We start from the raw sequence: 20657 nt of genomic DNA, 5'->3' as shown, positions 1-20657 counted from the left end.
CGAGCAGCAAACCCGGTCGTTCCACGACCGGGCAGTTGACAGGGATCAGGCAGGCCGGGGGACCGGAGGACCAACGACGCTGGCGGTCGGGGCGCAAAAACGGCGCGCGTGCATCAAACCCGGTTGGTCCTGGCGAAGGCCGTTCGACGGCAGCCCCTGATATCCGGCAGGAGTAGCGCCATACCTGCGAGCCTGTTCCGGGCGTCTTTGTCGGGCGCTATGGCGTTGTTGCCGTCCTACTTGGCTGTCCGGTGGTAATAGGCGTCGTCGTGCGCCCGCTTCGGTGCTGGGGGAACCTGTCGCTCGGTTGTCGCGCTCCGGTCGCGGGTGACCGCTGCTTCACCGATGGGGTTGCTGCTGCCTCTGATCGGCCGTCTGGGGGTGGCCGGCTGCGCAGGGGCTCTCTGCCAGACGGGTTGGTTGGCGGTTGCGCTGCGGGCTGCGGATCTCGGCGCGTGGTGCTCGGTGTCCCGCGGGCCGGATCGTTATTACTCCTCGACTGCCGCTTCGATGAGGTGTGAGGCGGCTGCGTCGGTGCGGGCCGCGTCCCCTGTCACCAGGCGGTCCTGGCACAGGCCCCGCAGGCCGGAAACGAGCAGGGTCGCACGCTCCCGGGCCTGTTCCCGCCGATGGCCGAGGCGTGTGAAGGCGTCCGCGATCGGGCCGATCATGACCTCGACGGTTTCCTCGGCGAGGTCTCCGTAGTCCTCCGGGTCGGTTGCGGCCAGGCTCAGGAGCTGGAGCAGCATCCGGATCGGCCCAGCCTGTTCCCCGACGGTGATCGCGTTCCACAGGGTATGGGCCGATCGGCGCAGGTCTGCGCTGTCCGCGACGCCGTCGAACAGTGCGTGTGCGTCGGGGCGGTTTGCCGCGAGGGTCATTGCCAGCAGGTTCTCGCGGCTGCCGAAGTAGTACAGCAGCATGCGCTTCGTGGTGCCGATGTCCTCGGCGAGTGGGCTCAGCGAGAGGTTCGCGAGGCCCCGGCGCTGCACGTACTCCACCACCTGGGCGAGGAGTTCGGCGCGTTTCTCGGTGTTTACGGGACGGGCCACATTTTGAACGTACCGGACGGTACACGTATAGTCCATCCGTCATTTGTGTGCCGATCGGTACGTCAATGGGTGCGGGAAACGGAGCGCGACACGGTGGAGAGCAGCAAACGGTCACTTGGAAGGACGGTGAAGGCCCTGGCCGAAGCGGCTTGGTTCCCCGCGGTCCTGTTCCTGGGCATCATCTTTGTCTTCGCTCCGGCCCTGCACGCGCCCGGACCACACCACGTGAAGGTGGTCGTGGCGGGAGGCGAGGCCGCGGCGGCCCGGATCGACGCGGACCTGGCGGCGCGGTACCCCGGCGGATTCGACGTCCACACCCTCGCCGATCCGGAGCAGGCCCGGCAGGCGGTCCTGGACCGGGATGCCTTCGCGGGCTATGCCCCCGACGGGGCGCACCCGGTGCTCTACGTCGCGAAGGCGAACGGAGCGTCCCTGGAACAGACCCTGACCACCGCGTTCGGGGAGGTCGCGGGGTCGGCAGACCGGCTCGCGATCCGCGACGTCGCGCCGACCGCAGACAAGGACCTGCTGGGCTCGACCGTCCTCTACTTCGCCACCGCCTGGAACATCCCCGCCTACATCCTCGCCACCATGCTGCTGCGCGCCGTCGCTTTCGACCGGCGACGCAAACTGATGGCCATCGCGGTCGTCGCCGCGGTCTTCAGCAGCGTCGGCTACGCGGTGGGAACCGCGCTCGGCTACCTGAACGCCGAACCCGCCGTAATGGGCATCGCCTTCCTGCTCACCACCGCCGTGGCCACGGCCACATCCGGGCTCGCGCCCTTCACTCGCCAGTTCCTGCCCGCCATCGGCATGACACTGTTCATCGTCATCTCGATCCCGACGAGCGGCGGAGCGGTACCGGCCCCGCTGATGCCGCGGTTTTTCCAGGGCCTGCACGCCGTCATGCCGCTGGCGAACGCCGTCGACGCGCTGCGGGGCGTCCTGTACTTCGGCGGCGCCGGGGTCCTCGAGCCGGTCCTCGTCCTGTGTGCATGGATCGCCGCGGGCGCGGCCTTGCTCGGTCTCGACTTCCTGCGGCACCGGCGCGCCGCCGTACGGGACGCGGTCGCCGAACCGCCGGTGGACGATCCGGCCGTCGAAACCCCCGTACCCACCGCACTTCCGGTCCAGCGGCACCATTTCGGCGAACCGGTGCCCGTCCTGGCCGGGGTGGTGTGCGATCCCGACCAGGAGCCGGTGCGCGGGGCCGCGGTGATCGTACTGGACGGCCGGGGGCGGCAGTTGGTCTCCACCGTCACTGACCAACAAGGGCGCTACGCCGTCACGGGTTTGCCGGAGGACCACCTCACGGTGGTCGCCTCGGCACCCGGGATGCACCCGCGGGCCCACCGCAAGCTGCTGCGGGCGGGCGAGATGGTCACCGCGGACTTCACGTTGGGCAGGCGCGAGCTGAGCGTCGAGATCGCGACGTCGGGCGGACCCACGACGGTGTCCCGGTGAGGAAGACTCCTCGCGGCTGGCATCGCTACGGCGGCCGGGTCGAAACGGGGCCAGGCCGAAACGGGGCCGAAACCCGTGAGGGCCGGTGAATCCGCATGTCGCGTGCGCTCCCTGACCCGCTGGTGAGGCATGAGGCACCGCGCGCTCGTCTCATGCCCTTGGTGAGCGCCACATCCCGCTACGCGGAGCCCGACACAGTGAGGTGCGCCCAGGGTCCGCCGCGCGGCACGGTCATGCGGACGGTGGCGGGAAGGGCCCTGCGCATGTTGGCCTCAGGGGCGGGGCCGGACCGAGAGGCGAGGTAATGCCGTCCTCGTGGACTTCGTTATAGCAGGTCGTCCCCGCCGTATAGGGAAAGCGTTTCCCTGAGGCGGCTGCGCCTCGCGGCTCCACTTGGTTAACCCGGTGCCGAGATGCGGGCCCGGCGCCTGGGACCAGTCGCTCGCTGGCGTCGCGGGGCCCGCCTCGGCGAAGTTGTCCACCAGCGTCATCGACGGCCGGGTGCCGGCGCATCACCAACCGCCACTGTATGGCGGTCAGCTCCTGGGCCTCCTCGCCGACGACAGCCCAAACGTCCGCTCCGGTGGCCCGTGCACCCAGTGTGCCGCCTCGTCCAACAGCGCTGCATCAGCATCGGTCCACGCGGTGTCAGGCGAGCGCAGTAGCCGGGACCGTTCGCCACCGGTTAGCGACGGCAGATGTGTGGCCATGGTGCGGGCGTCCGTCAGCAGGGCCCGCACTACCGCTTCGGGCTTCAGCAGTGGCCAGAGGGACTCCACCACACGGTCGGCGTGGGTCTACCTGCTCGTGGAAGATCTGGCCACGGACGGGATTTCAGTCACGCGTCACGTGCCGGGTCCTCCAACTCGCAAGACAGCCCTGCTACCGCTGGCTCGACCGGCCGGTGGCCGATGCGGTGCTCGAGGCCGACGAGACCTCGAAGTTCCGGCCATCCCGCACACCCGTACCGGCAAGAAGCTGGAGATGCCGGTGAAGCGCTTGCTCCAGGGCGCCCCGGTCGAGCAGGTCGTCAACCCCCGCCACCGCGTGGACGTCCCGGATCTCATCGACTACTACGCCCGTCTGGGGCCGAACGACAGGGCCGGGCCTGACAGCTCGCGGGGCCTCCCGTTCGGCGTAATGTCGACAGTGTGGACTTGACGGCGGACAGCCTTGTGTCCCGTGTCGGGCGTGAGCTCGGCCCGAGAACGGACGAGCTGGTCGCCGACGTGGAGCGATGCCTGCGCGGTGAGGTTCCCGAACTCTGGGACGATCCGGATCTCGCCCGTATGACGTATGAGAACATCAGCGAACACGTCATCGGTGTGCTGGCTGGCCTTGAGTACGGCATCGAGCCGGGCGAGATCGAACCGCCAGCCTCCGATGTGGAACGGGTACGTTGGCTGGCGCGGCGGGGCACGCCAGCCAGCGCGATGCTGCGGGCGCACCGGCTTGCGCAGGGCGTCTTACTCGACAGGCTGCTCGCGGAAGTGCCCCTGCTGGCTAACGATGCCGAGCTGATCAGCTTGGCATCTCGCCAGCTGCTGGCAACGGCCACCGGATACTTGGATCGCACCTGCGAGCAGGACGTCATGGTGTTCCAGGAGGAGCGGGACCGTCGACTGCAGTGGCGGCTGTCCGTGGTGAACGAGGCCGGCATGCGCGTCGGGACCACCCTGGACATCGCGCGCACCACTCAGGAGCTGGCGGATCTCGCCACCGACCACTTCGCCGACCTTGTCACCGTCGACCTGCTCGACTCCGTGGTCTACGGGGACGACACTCCGGCGCCGGGCCCGCTCCTGCTGCACCGGTTTGCCCAGGCGGCGGTGGTGGAAGGCGGGCCGGAGCCGACGATTCGGTCGGGGGAGGTCCATATCTGCCCGGAGGGATCGCCTTCGGGGCGCGCCCTGGCCACCGGGCAGCCCTCCCGGCACACGGCGGCGCCGACGGATCCGACCGACGACGCCGGGGCCCCTCGCATCCGCTCCACGCTGGTCGTGCCGCTGAGTGCGCGCGGCACGACCCTCGGTGTCGCGCAGTTCTCCCGTCATGGCAACGCCGACTTCTTCGACAACGAGGATCTGCTGCTCGCCCAGGAGGTCGCGGCGAGGGCCGCGGTGGCCGTCGACAACGCCCGCTGCTATACCCACGCCCGTGACACCGCCCTCACTCTGCAGCGCAGTCTGCTCCCACGGCGTATGCCGGAGCAGTCCGCCGTCGAGGTTGCCTGCCGTTACCTGCCTGCCGGTTCCCAGGCCGGCGTGGGCGGCGACTGGTACGACGTCATCCCGCTGTCTGGTGCCCGGGTCGCCCTGGTGGTGGGCGATGTGGTCGGCCACGGCATCCGGGCCGCCGCCACGATGGGTCGCATGCGGACGGCGGTCCGCACCCTCGCCGACATCGACCTGCCTCCCGACGAGCTGCTGACACACCTGGACGATGTCGTCCTGCGGCTGTACGCGGAAGCCTCGGCCGAATCGGACACGGAAGCGGCTGGGGACGCCGGTGCCACGTGCCTGTACGCCGTCTACGACCCCGTCGCCGGGCGCTGCTCCTTGGCACGCGCGGGGCATGTGCCGCCCGCCGTGGTGGCCCGCGACGGAACCGTCGGCCTCCTCGATCTGCCGCCCGGCCCGCCGCTGGGCTTGGGCGGCCTGCCGTTCGAGGCGGCGGAGGTCGACCTTCCCGAAGGCAGCTTGCTGGCCCTGTTCACCGACGGCCTGATCGAAGCCCGCGACCGCGACGTCGAGGCGGGCCTTACGCTCTTGCGCCACGCTCTCGCGCAACCCTCCGACTCCCTGGAGGCTGCCTGCGACACCGTGCTTGAAGCCCTGCTGTCCGCCGAGCGACCCCACGACGACGTTGCCCTGCTGCTCGCTCGCACGCGCACCCTTGGGGACCGCCAGGTCGCCGCCTGGGACCTGGACGCCGACCCGGCAGCCGTCGCCGGGGCTCGTTCGAGCGTCGCCCGGCAGCTGACCGCCTGGGGGCTGGAGGAACTCGACTTCACCGCCGAACTGGTGGTCAGCGAACTGGTCACCAACGCCATCCGCTACGGCAGGCCCCCCGGTTGCGCCTCATCCGCGACCGCGCCCTCCTGTGCGAGGTGTCCGACGACAGCAGCACCACCCCCCACCTGCGCCGGGCCCGCGACTTCGACGAGGGAGGGCGCGGCCTGCTCCTCGTCGCCCAGCTCGCCGAGCACTGGGGAACCCGCCACGCCCGGCACGGCAAGACGGTCTGGGCTGAGCTGAGCGAGAACGAACACCCGGAGTTCCCGGATCTGGCCTCCGTCCTTCAGTCGGCGCCGGGCTGAACGAGCTTTAGGGGGCTCAGTCACAGCTGTTGTGACTGAGCCCCCTACTTGGCCCGGCTGAGCGGTCGCGGTTGGCCCGCCAGATGGGTTGGGCGCTGCCCTGGGCATTCGGGCTCGGGCCGAGCGGCGGGTGTTCTCTGCACCGCAGTTGAGGCGTACTGGGGATGACGGCGTCCCGTAGTTATGGGTGCAGGAGCAGCACCCGGAAGGGGACAGGTCACGGTCTACCTGCCGCAGGCGAATCTGCCAGGAAAGGGATCTGCCCGCTCGTGAATGAGCTGGCCACGGACGGGATTCCCGTCACGGTCAGTGCCGGGTCCTCCAACTCGCCGGACAGCCCTACTACTGCTGGCTCGACCGGCCGTTGGCCGATGCGGTGCTCGAGGAGGCTCATCGCGCAAACGCGTTGTTCGATGCCCATCGTGAGCCTCCGGAGTTCGGCTATCGCTTCCTGGCCGATGAAGCCCGCAGTTCGAGGACTGCAATAGCCGACCGGACCGTATGGCGAATCTGCCGGAACAATCGCTGGTGGAGCGTCTTGGAGAAGAAGCGCGGCAGGGTTAGGAAGGCCGGTCCGCCGGTCCACGACGACCTCGTGCGCCGTGACTTCACCGCGGACGAGAGGGCCGGGTGGTGGGAGCGCGCGGTCGCAGCGTATGCGCTGTACGCCGCATGTCAGGAAAAGACTGACCGGGTGATCCCAGTTTTGGTGCTGGAACCCTCGTATGCGGCAAGGCCGGCCGATGCCCCATCGGGATTGGCTCGGGCACCCCCTCGCGCGGGCAGTCCCGGCACCCCATATTTAGTTTCAAACGATACCGTATCGAATGAGTGGACGGCTGGTAAAGTTCCCTTATGGCCGCCGACGTTCCTCACCAAGCCACCGCCTCGCGCGCGACCGACCGCCCTGGGGATGAATCGCCTTTCGCTCTCGGCTTGCTGCTACGCCGGGCGCACTGGCGTGCGGCCGCTGTAATGGGGGAGGCGCTCCGGCCGCTCGGTATCGAGTTGCGGCATTTCGCCGTGCTGATCGCCCTGGTCAACGACGGGCCCACAGTGCAGCGGGACCTGGCGACGGCGACGGGGTCGGACAAGGCGGGAATCATGCGGGTCGTGGACGATCTGGAGCGCATGGGGCTGGCCGTACGCAAGACCGTTCCGGGGGACCGGCGGGTGCGGGCAGTGGAGATCACCCCTCAGGGCGTCGAGCTCTTCGATGCGGCACACGTGGCAGCGGAGCCGCTGTCTGAGCATCTGGTTGCCGAACTGGGGCCCGGCGAGTCCGCGCAGCTGAGGGATCTGCTGACCAGGTTCGCCTATCCCGCAGACGACGAGGTGTAAGGGCGCCCGCGCGTACCGGTCGCCTGCCACGACAGCCCTCTTCGTTTCAAAGGGCTTCTGTGGGGCGGCCCCGATCTTGAGGGCTGCGACCTTCGTGCATTGGCCTGCCTGGAGGCGGTTCTCGGGGCTTCGTCGCCGACGGGGTCGAGTCGTCCGGGCGGCCGCCGCGCCGCATGTCTGGTCGGCGTGTTCTTCACCCTGCGCATCTCCGTTGTCCCGGTGCGTGCACTGCCGACAAGCCGAACCCTTGGCCGCGCCCAGCGTCGGGCCACCGAGGTGCACAGCTCCATAGGCACCATCGGAGAGGGCGCAGACGCCGAGGTCGCCGTGTGACGTCCTGGGGCGAGGCGTCACACGGCGACTGGTGCCCGGCGGGTTACGCGGCGATGCTTTCCGCGAGTTCCTTGGCCTTGATGGTCGCGTCCTCGAAGGCGCGCTTGCGGGAAGCCTCGTAGAGGGGGATCAGGTCTGCCATGGCCGCATTGCGTGGGGCCATGGTGAGTTCCGGGACGATGAAGTCGAGGTCCAGACCGAGGGTGCCCTTAAGGACGGCCTCCAGATAGTTCTGTACGAACTCGAAGCCCTCGCGCGGGGTGCCCGGCGCGTAGGAGCCGCCGCGGCTGGCGACGACCACAACCGGGGTGCCCTGGGCGGAGGGGGCCTCGCCCGCCGTGCGGCCGAGCAGGAGCACGCTGTCCAGCCACGCCTTGAGGGTCGAGGGAATCGAGAAGTTGTACATCGGGGCGCCGATCAGGACGGCGTCCGCCTCCTCCAGCTCCTCGATGAGCTTCACGCGCGCGGCGAACGCGGCCGACTGCTCAGGGGTGCGCGCGGACGGGGCCACGTAGCCGGCGGACCAGGCGTCGGCGGTGATGTGCGGGACAGGGTTGGCCGCGAGATCGCGGTAGATCACCGTGCCCTCCGGGTGCTGCTCCTCCCAGGTCTTACGGAAGGCGGCCGTGACCGAACGGGACGAGGACACCTCCCCGGGCAACACGGACGAGTCGATGTGCAGCAGCGTAGCCATGGGCTTCTCCAATGTGCAGTGCCCGAGGCGGGGAGCCAGGGGCTGAGTATTCGTGCTCGGCTATAGTCAAACACGAGATGGTCGTGAGTGATACTATCTCGGTTGTGACGAAAGCTGATGCGTCGAGCAGACGGGGAGACAGGCGATCATGGATGTCTACGAGGCAGTCACGAGCCGACGGGCGGTGCGCGGGTTCACCGACCGGCACGTCCCGAGGGAGGTGCTGGACCGTGTGCTGTCCGCCGCGGCCTGGTCGCCGTCCGGATCGAACATTCAGCCATGGCACGCCTACGTGCTGACCGGCGGGCCGCTGGCCGAGGTCAAAAAGCGCGCCGGCGAGCGCCTGGCCGCGGGCGACCCCTGGGACGAGCCGGAGTACGAGCAGTACCCCCTCGTGCTGAAGTCCCCGTACCGGGAGCGCCGGTCCGCCTTCGGTGAGCAGCGCTACGGCGCACTCGGCATTGCGCGCGCGGACCTGGAGGCACGCCAGCGGGCCGCTTCCGCGAACTGGGATTGCTTCGGTGCGCCCGCCGCGCTGTTCTGCTACATCGACCGCGACATGGGCCCCGCCCAATGGGCCGATGTCGGCATGTATCTGCAGACCGTCATGCTGCTGCTCCGTGCCGAAGGGCTGAACAGCTGCCCGCAGATGGCATGGGCGAAGTTCCACAGGACCGTCGCGGAGGTCCTGTCACCCCCGGACGAGCTCATGCTCTTCTGCGGCATGTCGATCGGATTCGAGGACGTCACGGTGAGTGACGCCCGTACGGGCCGGGCGCCGCTCGACGAGACGGTCACATTCGTCGACGGTCTGTGACGCCCTCCACCTCCTCAACTGGTCAAGGCGCCGCTTCTTGCCGCGTCCACATATTTGTTCATGTGCCACGTTGCGCATGTAATCCCCATGAAAGGCATGTCATGAAGTTCGCAGTCATCGGCGGCACCGGCCTGATCGGATCGCAGGTCGTCAAGAATCTGAACGCTGCCGGGCATGAGGCGGTACCGCACTCGAAGTCCAGTGGAGTCGACGTCATCAGCGGCCAGGGAGTGGAAGAGGCGGTGGCGGGAGCCGACGTCGTCGTCAACCTGACGAATTCCCCGACCTTCGACGAAGCCTCCCCGGCCTTCTTCCAGACCTCGATGGACAACCTTCTCGCCGCTGCCGGGAAGGGCAGCGTCGGCCACTTCGTCATCCTCTCAATCGTCGGCGTGGACCAGGTGCCGGAGCTGGACTACTACCGGGCCAAGGTGCTCCAGGAGAAGCTCCTCGTGGACGCGTCGGTTCCCTACTCGATCGTCCGGGCGACGCAGTTCATGGAGTTCATGGATGCTGCTCTGTCGTGGACGGCCGACGGCGACACCGTACGGTTGCCTGCCACACCGATCCAGCCGATCGCCTCCAAGGACGTGGCCAACGAGGTGGCACAGGTCGCCGCCGGCACCCCGCTGAACGGCATCCGCAACATCGGCGGCCCCGAGATCTTCACCCTGGACGAGCTGGGCCGCATCACGCTGTCCCACAAGGGCGACAACCGCACCGTCGTCACCGACCCCACCGCGGGTATGTTCGCCGCCGTCAAGGGTGACGTCCTCACCGACAAGAACGCCCACCTCGCCCCCACCCGCTACACCGACTGGCTCTCCTGACCCGCTCCCGCCTCTCAGGCGGCAAAGAACCCCTGGCCCGCCATGGACGATGGCAACAACTCGGCACGGCGGCCCAGGGGTGGCGCTCCGAGTGTGACGGAGTGTGACACCGGTCCGGCCGCCCGCATGTCCGGGCGGCCGGTCGTCTTTCGCGGTCACCTTGCCGATAGCCGACCAGATTCCACATGCTCGCAGATTTCGCCCGGCCACTGGACACCCCGCAAGCCACCGGCTGAGCACGTCACTCCATCAGGCAGCTCTGTACTCGGCTCCGCGATCATTGCGGTACAAGATTCAGCCTCGCTCACTGAGGTGGCAGCCCTATGAAGTGGCCTGTAGCTGCCCCGCTGCTGACTCGCTGTGATCGACGTGTCCGACCCGATCGCCGAGTTCCGGGAATTCAGTGAGGCAATCGTCGCCGGGTAGCGCAGCGGCCCCCGAAACGAGTGCGGCCGAGGGCTGCTCCTGGTGCACCAACTCGGCGACCTCATCGGCAGGTTCATCCGGGACGGTGGCAAGACCGTCCGCATACACCTTTGCTCCGCCTCCTGAAGCGCGACCCTCCGCACACGCCTGCGGACCACATCGGCTCCCCACCCGCGGCACGGAGCCTGGCGCGGAGTTCTACGACCTCGCGGAACGGAACCTCGTCTCCCGTCATGGCAGCGACATGCACACGGCCGCGTCCAATCCGCTGGGCCGAGTCAAGGGCGGCGCGTTCAGGCCGGGAGAAGCAGGCGAGCAGCACCGTGCCCGTGTCGCATCGCTTGGCGCCGGGCTCGGCGCGGTCTTGGGCCGGTTGGGGTCTGGCTGATTGTTCGCTGTCGAGCAGCCGGTGAGGTGGGGTGCGGTCATGGTTGCAACTCCGGTCGGCAGCGCGGCGCGCAGGAACGTGCGGCGGCGGACTGAACTGCGGTTTGGCTGGTTGACAGTTGGGCCCTTCAAGAGGGATCCGGAATCGGGAAGGGGCGAGCGACGGCCGACGGTGCGGCCTTGTCGCTCGCCCCGGGACAGACTCGAGTCAGGCGTCCAGGCGGCGCTTGGCGAGCCAGGCGACGATCTCGGGGTCGTGGTGATCGAAGAACAGAGAGGCACCGGTGTCGAGGGTGGTGATCTGGGCCATCTGCTCGTCGGTGAGCTGGAAGTCGAAGACGTCGATGTTCTCTGCCATGCGCTCGGCGCGCACGGACTTGGGGATGGCGATGACGCCGCGCTGGGTGAGCCAGCGCAGAACGACCTGCGCGACCGACTTGCCGTACTCCTTGCCGATATCGGCCAGCAACGGGTTGGTGAAGAGGTCGTTCTTGCCTTCGGCGAAGCCGCCCCAGGACTGGATCTGTACGCCGTGTTCGCGCATCAGTGCCTGGTAGTCGGCGCGTTGGAAGAAGGGGTGGGTCTCGATCTGGTTGACCGCCGGGGTGATCTCGTTGTTGACGATCAGGTCGAGGAGCCGGTCGGGGTAGAAGTTGGCGACGCCGATCGCTTTGACCAGGCCCTCGCGGTTCACCGTCTCCATGGCGCGCCACTGGCCGTAGACGTCGCCGAAGGGCTGGTGCATCAGATAGAGGTCGAGGTGGTCCAGGCCCAGCTTGGTCAGCGACGTCTCGAAGGCGCGCTTGGTGTTGTCCTCGGCGGGGGCGTCCTGGACCCAGAGCTTGGTTGTGATGAACAGGTCCTCGCGCGGGATGCCGCTGGACTTGATGGCGCGGCCTACGGCTTCTTCGTTGGCGTAGGCGGCGGCGGTGTCCAGAAGGCGGTAGCCGGCGGCGAGGGCGTCGGCGACGGCGCGTTCGGTGTCCTGGGCGGGGATCTGGTAGACGCCGAAGCCGAGGAGCGGCATCTCGACGCCGTTGTTCAAGGTCACGTACTGCATGGGGTATTCCCTTGCGATGCGGGAGCGGGTGGGGGTCAGGGGCGGATGAGGGCCTTGAGGACCTGCCGGTCGGCCATGGCCCGGTAGGCGTCCGGCACCTGGTGGAGGGGGAATTCCTGGTCGAAGACGCGGCCGGGGGTGATCGTGCCGTCCAGGACGTCGGGCAGCAGCTGCTCGATGTAGGCGCGGGCGGGGCTGGCGCCGCCTGTGAGGGTGATGTTGCGCATGAACTCGGCCGGGCCGATCGGTCCCTGCTCGTACTGCGGGACGCCCAGGCGGCTGATGGTGCCGCCGTCCAGGGCCGCGCCCAGGGCGGTGTCGAGGGCCTGGCGGGTGCCGACGGCCTCGATCACCTTGTCCACGCCGCCGGTGAGCTCGCGGATGCGGGCGATGCCCTCCTCCCCACGCTCGGCGACCACGTCGGTGGCGCCGAACTCCCGGCCCAGGCCGGTACGCGCTTCATGGCGGCCTGCGAGGACGATCCGCTCGGCCCCGAGCCGCTTCGCGGCGATCACGGCGCACAGGCCGACCGCGCCGTCACCGACGACCAGCACCGCGTCGCCTCGGCCGACGCCGGCGGTGACCGCGCCGTGGTGGCCGGTGGTCATCACGTCCGACAGTGCCAGCAGGGACGGGAGGAGTGCGGTGTCGGCGGCGACCGGCAGCTTGATCAGGGTGCCGCCCGCGTGCGGGACGCGGACGGCTTCGCCCTGACCGCCGTCGACACCGTCGAATCCGTACCGGCCACCGTCGCGGCACGAGATGTGCAGGCCCTTGGCGCAGTAGTCGCAGGTGTTGTCGCTGTATGTGAACGGGGCGACGACCAGGTCGCCGGTCTTGAGGCCGGGCACGTCCGCGCCGGTCTCCTCGACGATGCCGAGAAACTCGTGCCCCATGGGCCGGCCCGTCTCGGTGGCGGGCATCGACTGGTACGGCCACAAGTCGCTGCCGCACACGCAGGCCGCGAGGACGCGGACCACGGCGTCGGCGGGCTTAAGGATCTTCGGGTCGGGCCGGTCCTCGACGCGCACGTCGCCGGCTCCGTACATCACTGCTGCACGCATAAGAGGGGCTGCTCCAAAACGGGGGTCGTGCTGGGCGGTGGGGGTGATCAGCGTTCGAGCATCTGCGCCTGGGCCTCGGTGTGGGTGTCACCGGCGGCGGGCGGCAGGCTGGAGAGCTGGTGGAGCTGCTCGGCGGTCAGGGTGACGGCGTCGGCGGCGGTGTTCTCCTCGACGCGGCTGACGCGCTTGGTGCCGGGGATCGGGGAGATGTCGTCGCCCTGGGCGAGCAGCCAGGCCAGGGCCACCTGTGCGGGCGTGGCGCCTACCTCGGCGGCCAGGGCCTTGACCTCGTCGGCGAGGGCGAGGTTGCGCCGGAAGTTCTCGCCGGTGAAGCGCGGGTTGTCGCGGCGGAAGTCATCCTCGTCGAACTGGTCGGTGGAGCGGACCGTGCCGGTCAGGAAGCCGCGGCCCAGCGGGGAGAACGGCACCAGGCCGATGTTCAGCTCCCGCAGCACCGGCAGCACGCGCTCCTCGATGCCCCGCGTCCACAGGGAGTATTCCGACTGCACCGCGGTGACCGGCTGCACGGCGTGCGCGCGGCGGATGGTGTCCGGCCCGGCCTCTGAGAGGCCGAAGGCACGCACCTTCCCCGCGGCGATCAGCTCACCGACGGCGCCCGCGGTCTCCTCGATAGGGGTGTTCGGGTCGACGCGGTGCTGGTAGTACAGGTCGATGTGATCGGTACCCAGCCGCTTCAGAGAGCCCTCCACGGCGGTACGGATGTTGGCCGGGCTGGAGTCCAGGTTCCAGGCACCCTCGCCACTGTGTGAGACCAGGCCGAACTTCGTGGCCAGCACCACCTGGTCCCTGCGGCCCTTCAGCGCCTTCCCGAGCAGGTCCTCGTTGATATAGGGGCCGTAGATCTCGGCGGTGTCGATGAGCGTGACGCCCAGCTCCAGCGCGCGGTGCACCGTCCTGATCGACTCAGCGTCGTCGGTGCCGGAGCCGGTGTAGCCGTGAGACATCCCCATCGCCCCCAGACCGATCCGGGAAACCTCCAGGTCACGCAGGTTGATGTAACGCATGTCGTCCTCTCCTCATCGTGGCGCCACCCGGCCTCTTCGCTCTCGCCCAGCCCGGCTGGTCGTGCCCGCGCCGGCCGTAGTCGGGCTGTCCGCGTCTTGCTCATTGAGCTTCGCCCGGATTGCGCCGGTGTGGCAGGGCGGGCTCTTCGGGGGTAATGACAGGGCCCCCCTCGCACCTGCGGACCAGGTCATGTGCGAGTGAGACTGGAGTCATGGCATCCGAGAGCGCGCACAGCGAGGGCGCCGAGCTGGGCCGCTACCTGCGTGCCCGCCGCACCCAGACCAGCCCCGAACACGTCGGACTCACCGTCGGCGCCGGCATCCGGCGCACCCCGGGCCTGCGCCGCGAGGAGCTGGCCACCCTCGCCGGCATCAGCATCGACTATTACGTGCGCATGGAGCGCGGCAAGGAGACCCGCCCCAGCCCCGCCGTCCTCGACTCGCTCGCCCGCGCCCTGCACATGGACGACCAGGAACACCAGCACCTGCGCGAGCTCGCCGCCCGCGCTGCTCGCTACGTCCCCGAACCGCCGCCTGCGCCCAGCCGTACCGTGCGCCCCCACCTCAAGCTGCTGCTGGAATCGCTCCGCCCGAACCCGGCGTACGTCATCAGCCGGAGCATGGACATGCTGGCGTGGAACCCCGGCGGACTCGCCCTGTACGCGGGCCTGGACGACTGGCCCGTCAAGCAACGCAACCTGGCCCGCTACCTCTTCCTCCACCCCGTTGCCCGGGATTTGTTTGCCGACTGGGACCGGCAGATCACCGCGTGCGTCGCCCGCCTGCGTGCCATCGCCGGCACCGCCCCCGACGCCCCCGACCTCACTCACCTCGTCGGCGAACTCCTCCTCAAAAGCCCCGACTTCGCGGGACTCTGGGAGCGCTACGAGGTGACGGGCCGCAAGCCCGCCCACAAGACGTTCCAGCACCCGCAGGTCGGAACAGTCACCCTCACGTCGCAGTCCCTGCAGGTGGAAGGAACCCCTGGGCAGCGCATCGGCGTCTACACCGCCGAACCCGGCACTCCCGATCACGACGCCCTGCTCCTGCTCGACATGACCGCACCACAGCCGGCGCCACGCCCTGAGCCCGCTCCGGAAGCCACCGGGCAGCAGACCCGCCGGGACTGACTACACGAGGTTCATCCGGCGGGCTCCGCGGTGGTCCGGTGCTGGCCGGCCGCCCAGGAGGCGAGAATGCGCAGCCCGTCGTGGGTGGGGGAACCGACTTCGGCCGTCCAGACGACGAGCTGCTGGTCGGGGTCGGTGCTGGCGGTCAGGGTGTCCCAGTCCAGGGAGAGCTCGCCTGCGACCGGGTGGTTGAGGACCTTCGTGCCCACGCTGAGGGTGGCGACATGATGCGCGGCCCACCACTGGCGGAAGTCCTCGTCCTGAACGGACAACTCGCCGACCAGAGCGGTCAGACGAGGATCGTCGGGATACTTCGCCGCCTCCATGCGCAATTGCGCAACCGCGGTGCGGGCGACGCCTTTCCAATCGGCATAGAGGGTGCGCATCGTCGGGTCGGTGAACAGAATGCGTACGTAATTGCGGTGCTTTTCCGGGACGGCGGCGAAGTCGGTGACGAGCGCCGCTGCCAGGGGGTTCCAGGCGATGACATCCATCCGGCGGCCCATCACGATCGCGGGCGTGGCGGTGAGGTCGTCCAAGACCCTGCGCAGTTGCGGCTGGACCTTCTGCCGGGCCCTGCGGCGCGGCCTCGCGGTCTCTTTCCCGGCCAGGCCGAACAGATAGCGTCGCTGGTCGTCATCCAGATGCAGGGCCTGTGCCACCGCCTCAAGCACCGGCGCCGAAGGGGGCAGCCGGCCCTGCTCCAGGCGGGTGTAGTAGTCCGTGGAGATCGACACGAGTTGGGCAACTTCTTCCCTGCGCAGCCCGGCGACCCGGCGCGGCCCGCCGCTGTCGGGCAGGCCCACGGCCCGAGGGCTCAGCTCGGCCCGGCGGGCCTTGAGGAACTCGCCCAACTCGTTCAGGTGCGGTGTCGGACTCATGCCCCCAGTGTGACAGCGGAAGCGCCCGCCGTGAGGGGGAAGGATTCCTCCCAGGATGTTTCTCTCCCAGGAACAAATTCTCCTCTGCATGGCCGCCTGCATGGGTGCAAACCTGGAATTGCGCCGGACAGGACAACGGAAGGAAAGAGCATCGTGTCGGAAAAGGAATCAGCAGCACAGAAGGCCATCGGCGACGTCGCCCCCAAGCTCGCCGACCTCACCGACCGGGTGCTGTTCGGCGACGTCTGGGAGCGCGAGGGGCTCTCCCCGCGGGATCGCAGCCTGGTCACCGTCACCGCGCTGATCGCCCTGTACCGCTCCGACCAGCTCGGCTTCCACCTCAAGCTCGCTCTGGAGAACGGGCTGAGCAAGGAAGAGCTGACCGAGACCATCACTCACCTGGCGTTCTACGCCGGCTGGCCCAACGCCATGGGCGCCGTCGGCCAGTTGAAAGCCGTCCTGGCGTCCGCCGACGCCCCGCAGCATCACTGACCCACCTTCTACTCACACAGGAGCAACCCCTTTCTCATGAGCAAGGTCATCTTCGTAACCGGTGCCGGCCGCGGCCTGGGCATCGACATCGCCCGCCGAGCCCTGGCGACCGGCCACCAGGTCGTAGCCACCGGCCGCCGCCCCGAGACAGTCCTTGAAGCGCTGGGAGGCGAGCAGGACAACCTGCTGGTCACCGCCCTGGACATCACCAGCACAGACGCCGCCCGGGCAGGCGTCGACGCCGCCGTGACCCGGTTCGGCCGCATCGACGTACTCATCAACAACGCCGCCACGTTCCAGGCCGGCTACTTCGAGGAGATCTCCGACGCCCAGATGCGGGCCCAGATCGAGACGAACCTCTTCGGCCCGATGAACATCACCCGCGCCGTCCTGCCCGTCATGCGCGCCCAGCGCTCCGGGCACATCGTCACCATCTCCTCGATCGCAGGGCTGGTCGGCCAGGAATTCTGCGTCGCCTACGCCGCCTCCAAGTTCGGCCTCGAGGGCTGGATGGAGTCTCTTCGCTACGACGTCGAGCCCTACGGCATCCGCACCACCATCGTCGAGCCCGGCTTCTTCCGCACCGAGCTGCTCGTGAACGCCTCCACCAGCTGGGCGGAGCTGTCCATCGACGACTACGCCGAGCGCACCAAGACCACCAAGGCGATGTGGCAGTCGATGAACGGTCAGCAGGCCGGCGACCCGGCCAAGCTCGCCGACGCCCTGCTGAAGGTCACCGACCTCAACGAGCCACCGCTGCGGTTCGTCGCGGGCGACGACGCCATCCCCACCGCCGAGGCCAAGGGCCAGGAGATCTCCACGCAGGCCACCGCCTCCCGCGCCCTGGGTAGCAACCTCGCCCACACCGACACCGCCTGATCCAGGCCCCCTACGCACCAAGGAGTACGTCATGGAATTCGTCAAGCCGCAGCCCACCGGCAAGGGCCCGGCAGACTGGTTCAACGGCGACGTCTGGTTCGACGTCATCCACGCCGGCACCGAGCCCTCCCGCATCCGCGCCAACATGGTGCGCTTCGCCCCCGGCGCCCGTACCGCCTGGCACCACCACGCCGTCGGCCAGACCCTGCACGTCGTCGCCGGCATCGCCCTCATCGGCACCCGCGACGGCACCGTGTACGCCGCCCACCCCGGCGAGACCGTCACCTGCCCGCCCGGCGAAGACCACTGGCACGGCGCCACCGAGGAGAACTTCATGCAGCACCTCGCACTGTGGGACGGCACCGCACCGGCCGACGACCGCCCGGAGACCACCTGGCTGGAGCACGTCACCGACACCCAGTACCACGCCACCCGCACCCGCAGCAGCCACTGACCTGCACCTGCCCGTACGCGAAGGAGCACCCGGTCGTGACCGCGACGTTGACCACCTTCTTCGGCGGCACCGGCCCACACGGGACCGCCAGGTAGCCGTCTCCGACCCGGGCCCGGTCAGATCGGGGTGCGCGCACGCGGTCGCGCCGGTTGCGGAGGCGGCTCACCGGCCGTCCCTAACGGTGCCGTCCGCGGTCGTCGTCAGAGTGAGGCGTAGCGCGGTCACCCACGGGGGCACTCCGCTTCGCTGAGAGGGGCGGTGAGGAGTACAGCGTCGACGCCGGCCTGTCGTACTGGTCGTGGGGCGTCTGCGGAGGTGGCTCTCTATGATCGCCGGATGCCTACGTCCTTCCTTTCCCACGGACCACGAGTGGCGATTCGGCGCGTCTGCGACCAGGACTACGAGGAGACCACCGCTCTGACCCGGGCCAGCACCAAGTTGCACCATCCCTGGGTGCCCAGCCGCGGGAGCACCCGCCAAGAGTTCGCCTCATACATTGCCCGATTCGACCAACCCACCCACGAAGGGTTCGTCGTCTGCCTGCGGCAGACAGAGGAGATCGTCGGCGGAGTCAACATCAACAACATCGTCAAGGGGTCGCTGCAGAGCGGCGCTTTGGGCTACGTCGCCTACGCCTCCACCACGGGCCGCGGCTACATGACTGAGGGCCTGGATCTCGTTGTACGGTTTGCCTTCTCCGAACTGGGGTTGCACCGGCTGGAAGCCAACATCCAGCCCGCGAACACAGCCTCGTTGAAGCTGGTTGAGCGCCTGGGGTTCCGGCGTGAGGGCTACTCTCCCGGCTTCCAGCCCATCGATGGGGTCTGGCAGGACCATGAGCGATGGGCGATATCCAGCGACATGATGCCTCCGGCAGCACACCCTCGGTATGAGGATGCTTCCGACAGCTTCTGAGCGAGTGGTTGAGGCCCCTTGGCCCAAGTGCCGGTGGATGTCAGGTCGTTAGCCAGACGGCGCCTGGTGGTCTACTCCTGAGAGCTGGCCCCCCGAACACCCAGGGATCACCGGCCTGCGCGAGGTACTGCACGACATTCAGGCCCGCGGCGAGTGGGCGATCGTAGTGACGCTCTCTCCGTCCTTCTTCGCCGAGAGGCCGTTCTTGTACCGCGTGACCAGCCAGGCTTCCAGGCCGCCGGCGATGACGGTGCGCCGCACCGGTCCTTCCTCGCGCAGCTGCCGGTACAACGGGCAGGGGTCCGCCACGAACGCCGGGTCAGCGTAGGGCAAAAGGACCGGCTGCCGGCTCATCATGCTCCCGAAGTGCGTCTCATGCGGTTATATGTCCCAGTGTGGTCGATCCTGGGCGTTCACCGAAGGGAGCGGATGCGATGGAGCGGGCCACGTGCTGTGTGGTGGGCGGCGGCCCCGCCGGAATGGTCCTCGGCCTGCTGCTGGCCCGGGCCGGCGTCGAGGTCACGGTCCTGGAGAAGCACGGCGACTTCCTGCGCGACTTCCGCGGCGACACCGTGCATCCGTCCACCCTGGCGCTGCTGGACGACCTGGGCCTGGCCGAGCGGTTCGCCCAGCTGCCGCAGCGGCGGGTGACGACGGTCCAACTGCCGTTCGGCCCGGGCCGTTCGCTGGTTACCGTCGGAGACATCGGCGCGCTGCGGGGCACGTACAACTACATTGCGATGGTGCCGCAGTGGGACTTTCTCAACCTCCTGGCGGACGAGGCCCGGCGGGAGCCGTCCTTCTCCCTGCGGATGAGTACCGAGGTGACGTCCTTCCTGGTGGAGCGCGGGAGGGTCACAGGGGTGCGGTACCGCACGTCCGACGGCCGTACCTGTGAGCTGCGGGCCACTCTGACGGTGGCCTGCGACGGCCGGAGCTCGCTGGCCCGGTCGCTGCCCGAACTGGGACTGCGGAGCTTCACCTGCCCGATGGACGCCTGGTGGTTCCGGCTGCCGCGGCGGGAAGGCGACCCGCACGGGCTCGTGGGAGGCGTCGGCGACCGGTTCCTCGCCCCCATGATCGACCGTGGAGACTACTGGCAGTGCGGCGCGCTGATCCCCAAGGGAGCCGACGCCCAGCGCCGCGCCGCCGGTCTCGAGCGGTTCATGGCCGACTTCACGGCGGCCGTCCCGTGGCTCGCCGACCGGGTGGGCACGCTGCGGTCGTGGGATGAGGTGAAGCTGCTCGACGTACGGCTCGACCGCCTCAGGCGCTGGCACCGCCCGGGGCTGCTGTGCATCGGCGACGCGGCGCACGCGATGTCGCCGGTCTTCGGCATTGGCATCAACCTCGCCGTCGAGGACGCCGTGGCCGCCGCGCGGTATCTCGTCGAACCGCTGAGCAGGGGAGTGGTCGGCCTGCGGGACGTACGCAGCGTCCAGCGCCGCCGTTGGCCGACCGCGGCCGCGATGCAGGCGCTGCAACGGATCGCCCACGCGCGGGTCATCGAACCGCTGCTGGCGGGACGCCCGCCCTTCGGCGACCCCAGGCGGGCGCAGCGGGTGACCGAGCTGCTCACCACCTCGCGGTGGCTGAACCGGGTGCCGGCGTACTTTCTCGCCTACGGAGCCCTGCGCGAGCGCCCGCCGACCGCGTCGATGCGGTGAGCTGGTCAGCTATGCAGCTCGGCGCAGTTTCGTTTCCGTCTTGTGGTGGGTGGCGGGGGCGTGTGTCTGGCCGGTAGCGAGGACGCGTCCGATGTCGTGACGTGGCGCCGAGTATCGGTTCCTCGAGCCAGGCGGACAGCCGGGGCCGGGACCACTGCATCCGAAATTAAATCGCAGCAGGTCAAAAGCTCCGGCGCTACAGCCCTCGGGACTGGTGGGCTCGCATGTTGAGGTGTCGCCTGTTCGACTGGTGGCACCGTAAGCATGAGGATCACGGAGGCCCAGCGCACGTCGCAGCCGGAACGGAAGCCTTCAGGCTGCGTGGCCTGGCCACCGCAGGCTGGCGGCGTGGAGTATCCCGTGGCTGTCGCGCTCGCCGAGGCCGTCCCGAAGCGGCCCAAGGGACCAGGCTGGTGGTAAGAGATCG

General features: G+C 69.0%; 17 protein-coding genes and 4 pseudogenes. 13 read left to right on the top strand and 8 right to left on the bottom strand.

Translation table 11 applies throughout. The features are described 5' to 3' along the window. Positions 1-488: 488 nt before the first annotated feature. Entirely contained in the window at positions 489-1052 is a 564-nt protein-coding gene (locus OG574_RS02165; protein ID WP_326771568.1) for a TetR family transcriptional regulator, read from the bottom strand. Between the two features lie 93 nt (positions 1053-1145). On the opposite strand from OG574_RS02165, the gene OG574_RS02160 reads away from it, so the two are divergent. Next, positions 1146-2516 (top strand): carboxypeptidase regulatory-like domain-containing protein, encoded by a 1371-nt coding sequence (locus OG574_RS02160; protein WP_326771567.1) that lies wholly within the window; start codon positions 1146-1148, stop codon positions 2514-2516. Positions 2517-2923: 407 nt separating this feature from the next. On the opposite strand, the pseudogene OG574_RS02155 reads toward OG574_RS02160, so the two are convergent. Then, positions 2924-3304 (bottom strand): annotated as a pseudogene (locus tag OG574_RS02155) (ATP-dependent DNA helicase); the annotation flags it as partial. A 148-nt stretch (positions 3305-3452) separates the two neighbouring features. Here OG574_RS02155 and OG574_RS02150 point away from each other — a divergent pair. The 4 genes and pseudogenes from OG574_RS02150 to OG574_RS02135 form a co-directional block, all read left to right on the top strand. Further along, a pseudogene (locus OG574_RS02150) lies at positions 3453-3677 on the top strand (hypothetical protein); the annotation flags it as partial. After that, positions 3668-5835 (top strand): annotated as a pseudogene (locus OG574_RS02145) (ATP-binding SpoIIE family protein phosphatase). The pseudogenes OG574_RS02150 and OG574_RS02145, both read left to right, overlap by 10 nt. A gap of 376 nt (positions 5836-6211) precedes the next feature. After that, positions 6212-6496: pseudogene (locus OG574_RS52620) on the top strand (IS3-like element ISAar45 family transposase); the annotation flags it as partial. Between the two features lie 194 nt (positions 6497-6690). Next, a complete protein-coding gene (locus OG574_RS02135; protein WP_326771566.1) occupies positions 6691-7176 on the top strand; it encodes a MarR family winged helix-turn-helix transcriptional regulator in 486 nt (161 codons plus the stop codon). Positions 7177-7552: 376 nt separating this feature from the next. Here the strand turns inward: OG574_RS02135 and OG574_RS02130 are convergent, their stop codons facing one another. Then, entirely contained in the window at positions 7553-8203 is a 651-nt protein-coding gene (locus OG574_RS02130) for an FMN-dependent NADH-azoreductase (RefSeq protein WP_326771565.1), read from the bottom strand. Positions 8204-8351: 148 nt separating this feature from the next. Here OG574_RS02130 and OG574_RS02125 point away from each other — a divergent pair, with 148 nt between their 5' ends. Continuing rightward, positions 8352-9020, top strand: a complete 669-nt coding sequence (locus OG574_RS02125; protein WP_326771564.1) for a nitroreductase — start codon at positions 8352-8354, stop codon at positions 9018-9020. A gap of 101 nt (positions 9021-9121) precedes the next feature. Next, positions 9122-9850 (top strand): SDR family oxidoreductase, encoded by a 729-nt coding sequence (locus OG574_RS02120; protein ID WP_326771563.1) that lies wholly within the window; start codon positions 9122-9124, stop codon positions 9848-9850. A gap of 1021 nt (positions 9851-10871) precedes the next feature. On the opposite strand, the gene OG574_RS02115 is transcribed toward OG574_RS02120, so the two are convergent. Genes OG574_RS02115 through OG574_RS02105 form a run of 3 tightly spaced genes read right to left on the bottom strand, consistent with a single transcriptional unit; the run spans position 10872 to position 13812 of the window. Next, positions 10872-11723: an aldo/keto reductase gene (locus OG574_RS02115; protein WP_326771562.1), complete on the bottom strand. Its 852-nt coding sequence runs from the start codon at positions 11721-11723 to the stop codon at positions 10872-10874. 35 nt (positions 11724-11758) lie between these two features. Then, positions 11759-12787 (bottom strand): zinc-binding dehydrogenase, encoded by a 1029-nt coding sequence (locus tag OG574_RS02110; RefSeq protein WP_326771561.1) that lies wholly within the window; start codon positions 12785-12787, stop codon positions 11759-11761. Between the two features lie 47 nt (positions 12788-12834). Then, a complete protein-coding gene (locus tag OG574_RS02105) occupies positions 12835-13812 on the bottom strand; it encodes an aldo/keto reductase (protein ID WP_326771560.1) in 978 nt (325 codons plus the stop codon). Positions 13813-14024: 212 nt separating this feature from the next. Here OG574_RS02105 and OG574_RS02100 point away from each other — a divergent pair, with 212 nt between their 5' ends. Next, positions 14025-14942 carry a helix-turn-helix transcriptional regulator gene (locus tag OG574_RS02100; RefSeq protein ID WP_326771559.1) on the top strand — a complete coding sequence of 306 codons (918 nt, stop codon included), beginning with the start codon at positions 14025-14027 and terminating at the stop codon, positions 14940-14942. Between the two features lie 11 nt (positions 14943-14953). On the opposite strand, the gene OG574_RS02095 is transcribed toward OG574_RS02100, so the two are convergent. After that, positions 14954-15823, bottom strand: a complete 870-nt coding sequence (locus OG574_RS02095; protein WP_326771558.1) for a helix-turn-helix domain-containing protein — start codon at positions 15821-15823, stop codon at positions 14954-14956. Between the two features lie 153 nt (positions 15824-15976). Here OG574_RS02095 and OG574_RS02090 point away from each other — a divergent pair, with 153 nt between their 5' ends. The 4 genes from OG574_RS02090 to OG574_RS02075 all read left to right on the top strand — a co-directional run bounded on the left by OG574_RS02090 (position 15977) and on the right by OG574_RS02075 (position 18563). Next, positions 15977-16315, top strand: a complete 339-nt coding sequence (locus tag OG574_RS02090) for a carboxymuconolactone decarboxylase family protein (protein ID WP_326771557.1) — start codon at positions 15977-15979, stop codon at positions 16313-16315. A 36-nt stretch (positions 16316-16351) separates the two neighbouring features. Beyond that, complete coding sequence (locus OG574_RS02085; protein ID WP_326771556.1) at positions 16352-17194, top strand: SDR family oxidoreductase; 843 nt, start codon at positions 16352-16354, stop codon at positions 17192-17194. A gap of 31 nt (positions 17195-17225) precedes the next feature. Further along, positions 17226-17648: a (R)-mandelonitrile lyase gene (locus OG574_RS02080; RefSeq protein ID WP_100599166.1), complete on the top strand. Its 423-nt coding sequence runs from the start codon at positions 17226-17228 to the stop codon at positions 17646-17648. 336 nt (positions 17649-17984) lie between these two features. Beyond that, entirely contained in the window at positions 17985-18563 is a 579-nt protein-coding gene (locus OG574_RS02075) for a GNAT family N-acetyltransferase (protein ID WP_326771555.1), read from the top strand. 138 nt (positions 18564-18701) lie between these two features. Here OG574_RS02075 and OG574_RS02070 read toward each other — a convergent pair whose 3' ends face one another. After that, complete coding sequence (locus OG574_RS02070; RefSeq protein WP_398380321.1) at positions 18702-18872, bottom strand: hypothetical protein; 171 nt, start codon at positions 18870-18872, stop codon at positions 18702-18704. Positions 18873-18997: 125 nt separating this feature from the next. Between OG574_RS02070 and OG574_RS02065 the strand changes: the two genes are divergently transcribed. Next, the gene (locus OG574_RS02065) at positions 18998-20230 is read left to right on the top strand and encodes an FAD-dependent oxidoreductase (protein ID WP_326771554.1); all 1233 of its coding nucleotides are present in this window, start codon (positions 18998-19000) and stop codon (positions 20228-20230) included. The last annotated feature ends 427 nt before the right edge of the window (positions 20231-20657 follow it).

This window comes from Streptomyces sp. NBC_01445, assembly GCF_035918235.1.
Taxonomy (GTDB): domain Bacteria; phylum Actinomycetota; class Actinomycetes; order Streptomycetales; family Streptomycetaceae; genus Streptomyces.
This window is presented reverse-complemented; position numbering and strand designations above follow the sequence as displayed.

Coding starts and splice junctions, on each gene's coding strand:
- OG574_RS02065 (WP_326771554.1), top strand. CDS start 18,998: ATGGAGCGGGCCACGTGCTGTGTGGTGGGCGGCGGCCCCGCCGGAATG.
- OG574_RS02095 (WP_326771558.1), bottom strand. CDS start 15,823: ATGAGTCCGACACCGCACCTGAACGAGTTGGGCGAGTTCCTCAAGGCC.
- OG574_RS02105 (WP_326771560.1), bottom strand. CDS start 13,812: ATGCGTTACATCAACCTGCGTGACCTGGAGGTTTCCCGGATCGGTCTG.
- OG574_RS02085 (WP_326771556.1), top strand. CDS start 16,352: ATGAGCAAGGTCATCTTCGTAACCGGTGCCGGCCGCGGCCTGGGCATC.
- OG574_RS02120 (WP_326771563.1), top strand. CDS start 9,122: ATGAAGTTCGCAGTCATCGGCGGCACCGGCCTGATCGGATCGCAGGTC.
- OG574_RS02100 (WP_326771559.1), top strand. CDS start 14,025: ATGGCATCCGAGAGCGCGCACAGCGAGGGCGCCGAGCTGGGCCGCTAC.
- OG574_RS02075 (WP_326771555.1), top strand. CDS start 17,985: ATGCCTACGTCCTTCCTTTCCCACGGACCACGAGTGGCGATTCGGCGC.
- OG574_RS02115 (WP_326771562.1), bottom strand. CDS start 11,723: ATGCAGTACGTGACCTTGAACAACGGCGTCGAGATGCCGCTCCTCGGC.
- OG574_RS02135 (WP_326771566.1), top strand. CDS start 6,691: ATGGCCGCCGACGTTCCTCACCAAGCCACCGCCTCGCGCGCGACCGAC.
- OG574_RS02125 (WP_326771564.1), top strand. CDS start 8,352: ATGGATGTCTACGAGGCAGTCACGAGCCGACGGGCGGTGCGCGGGTTC.
- OG574_RS02080 (WP_100599166.1), top strand. CDS start 17,226: ATGGAATTCGTCAAGCCGCAGCCCACCGGCAAGGGCCCGGCAGACTGG.
- OG574_RS02130 (WP_326771565.1), bottom strand. CDS start 8,203: ATGGCTACGCTGCTGCACATCGACTCGTCCGTGTTGCCCGGGGAGGTG.
- OG574_RS02110 (WP_326771561.1), bottom strand. CDS start 12,787: ATGCGTGCAGCAGTGATGTACGGAGCCGGCGACGTGCGCGTCGAGGAC.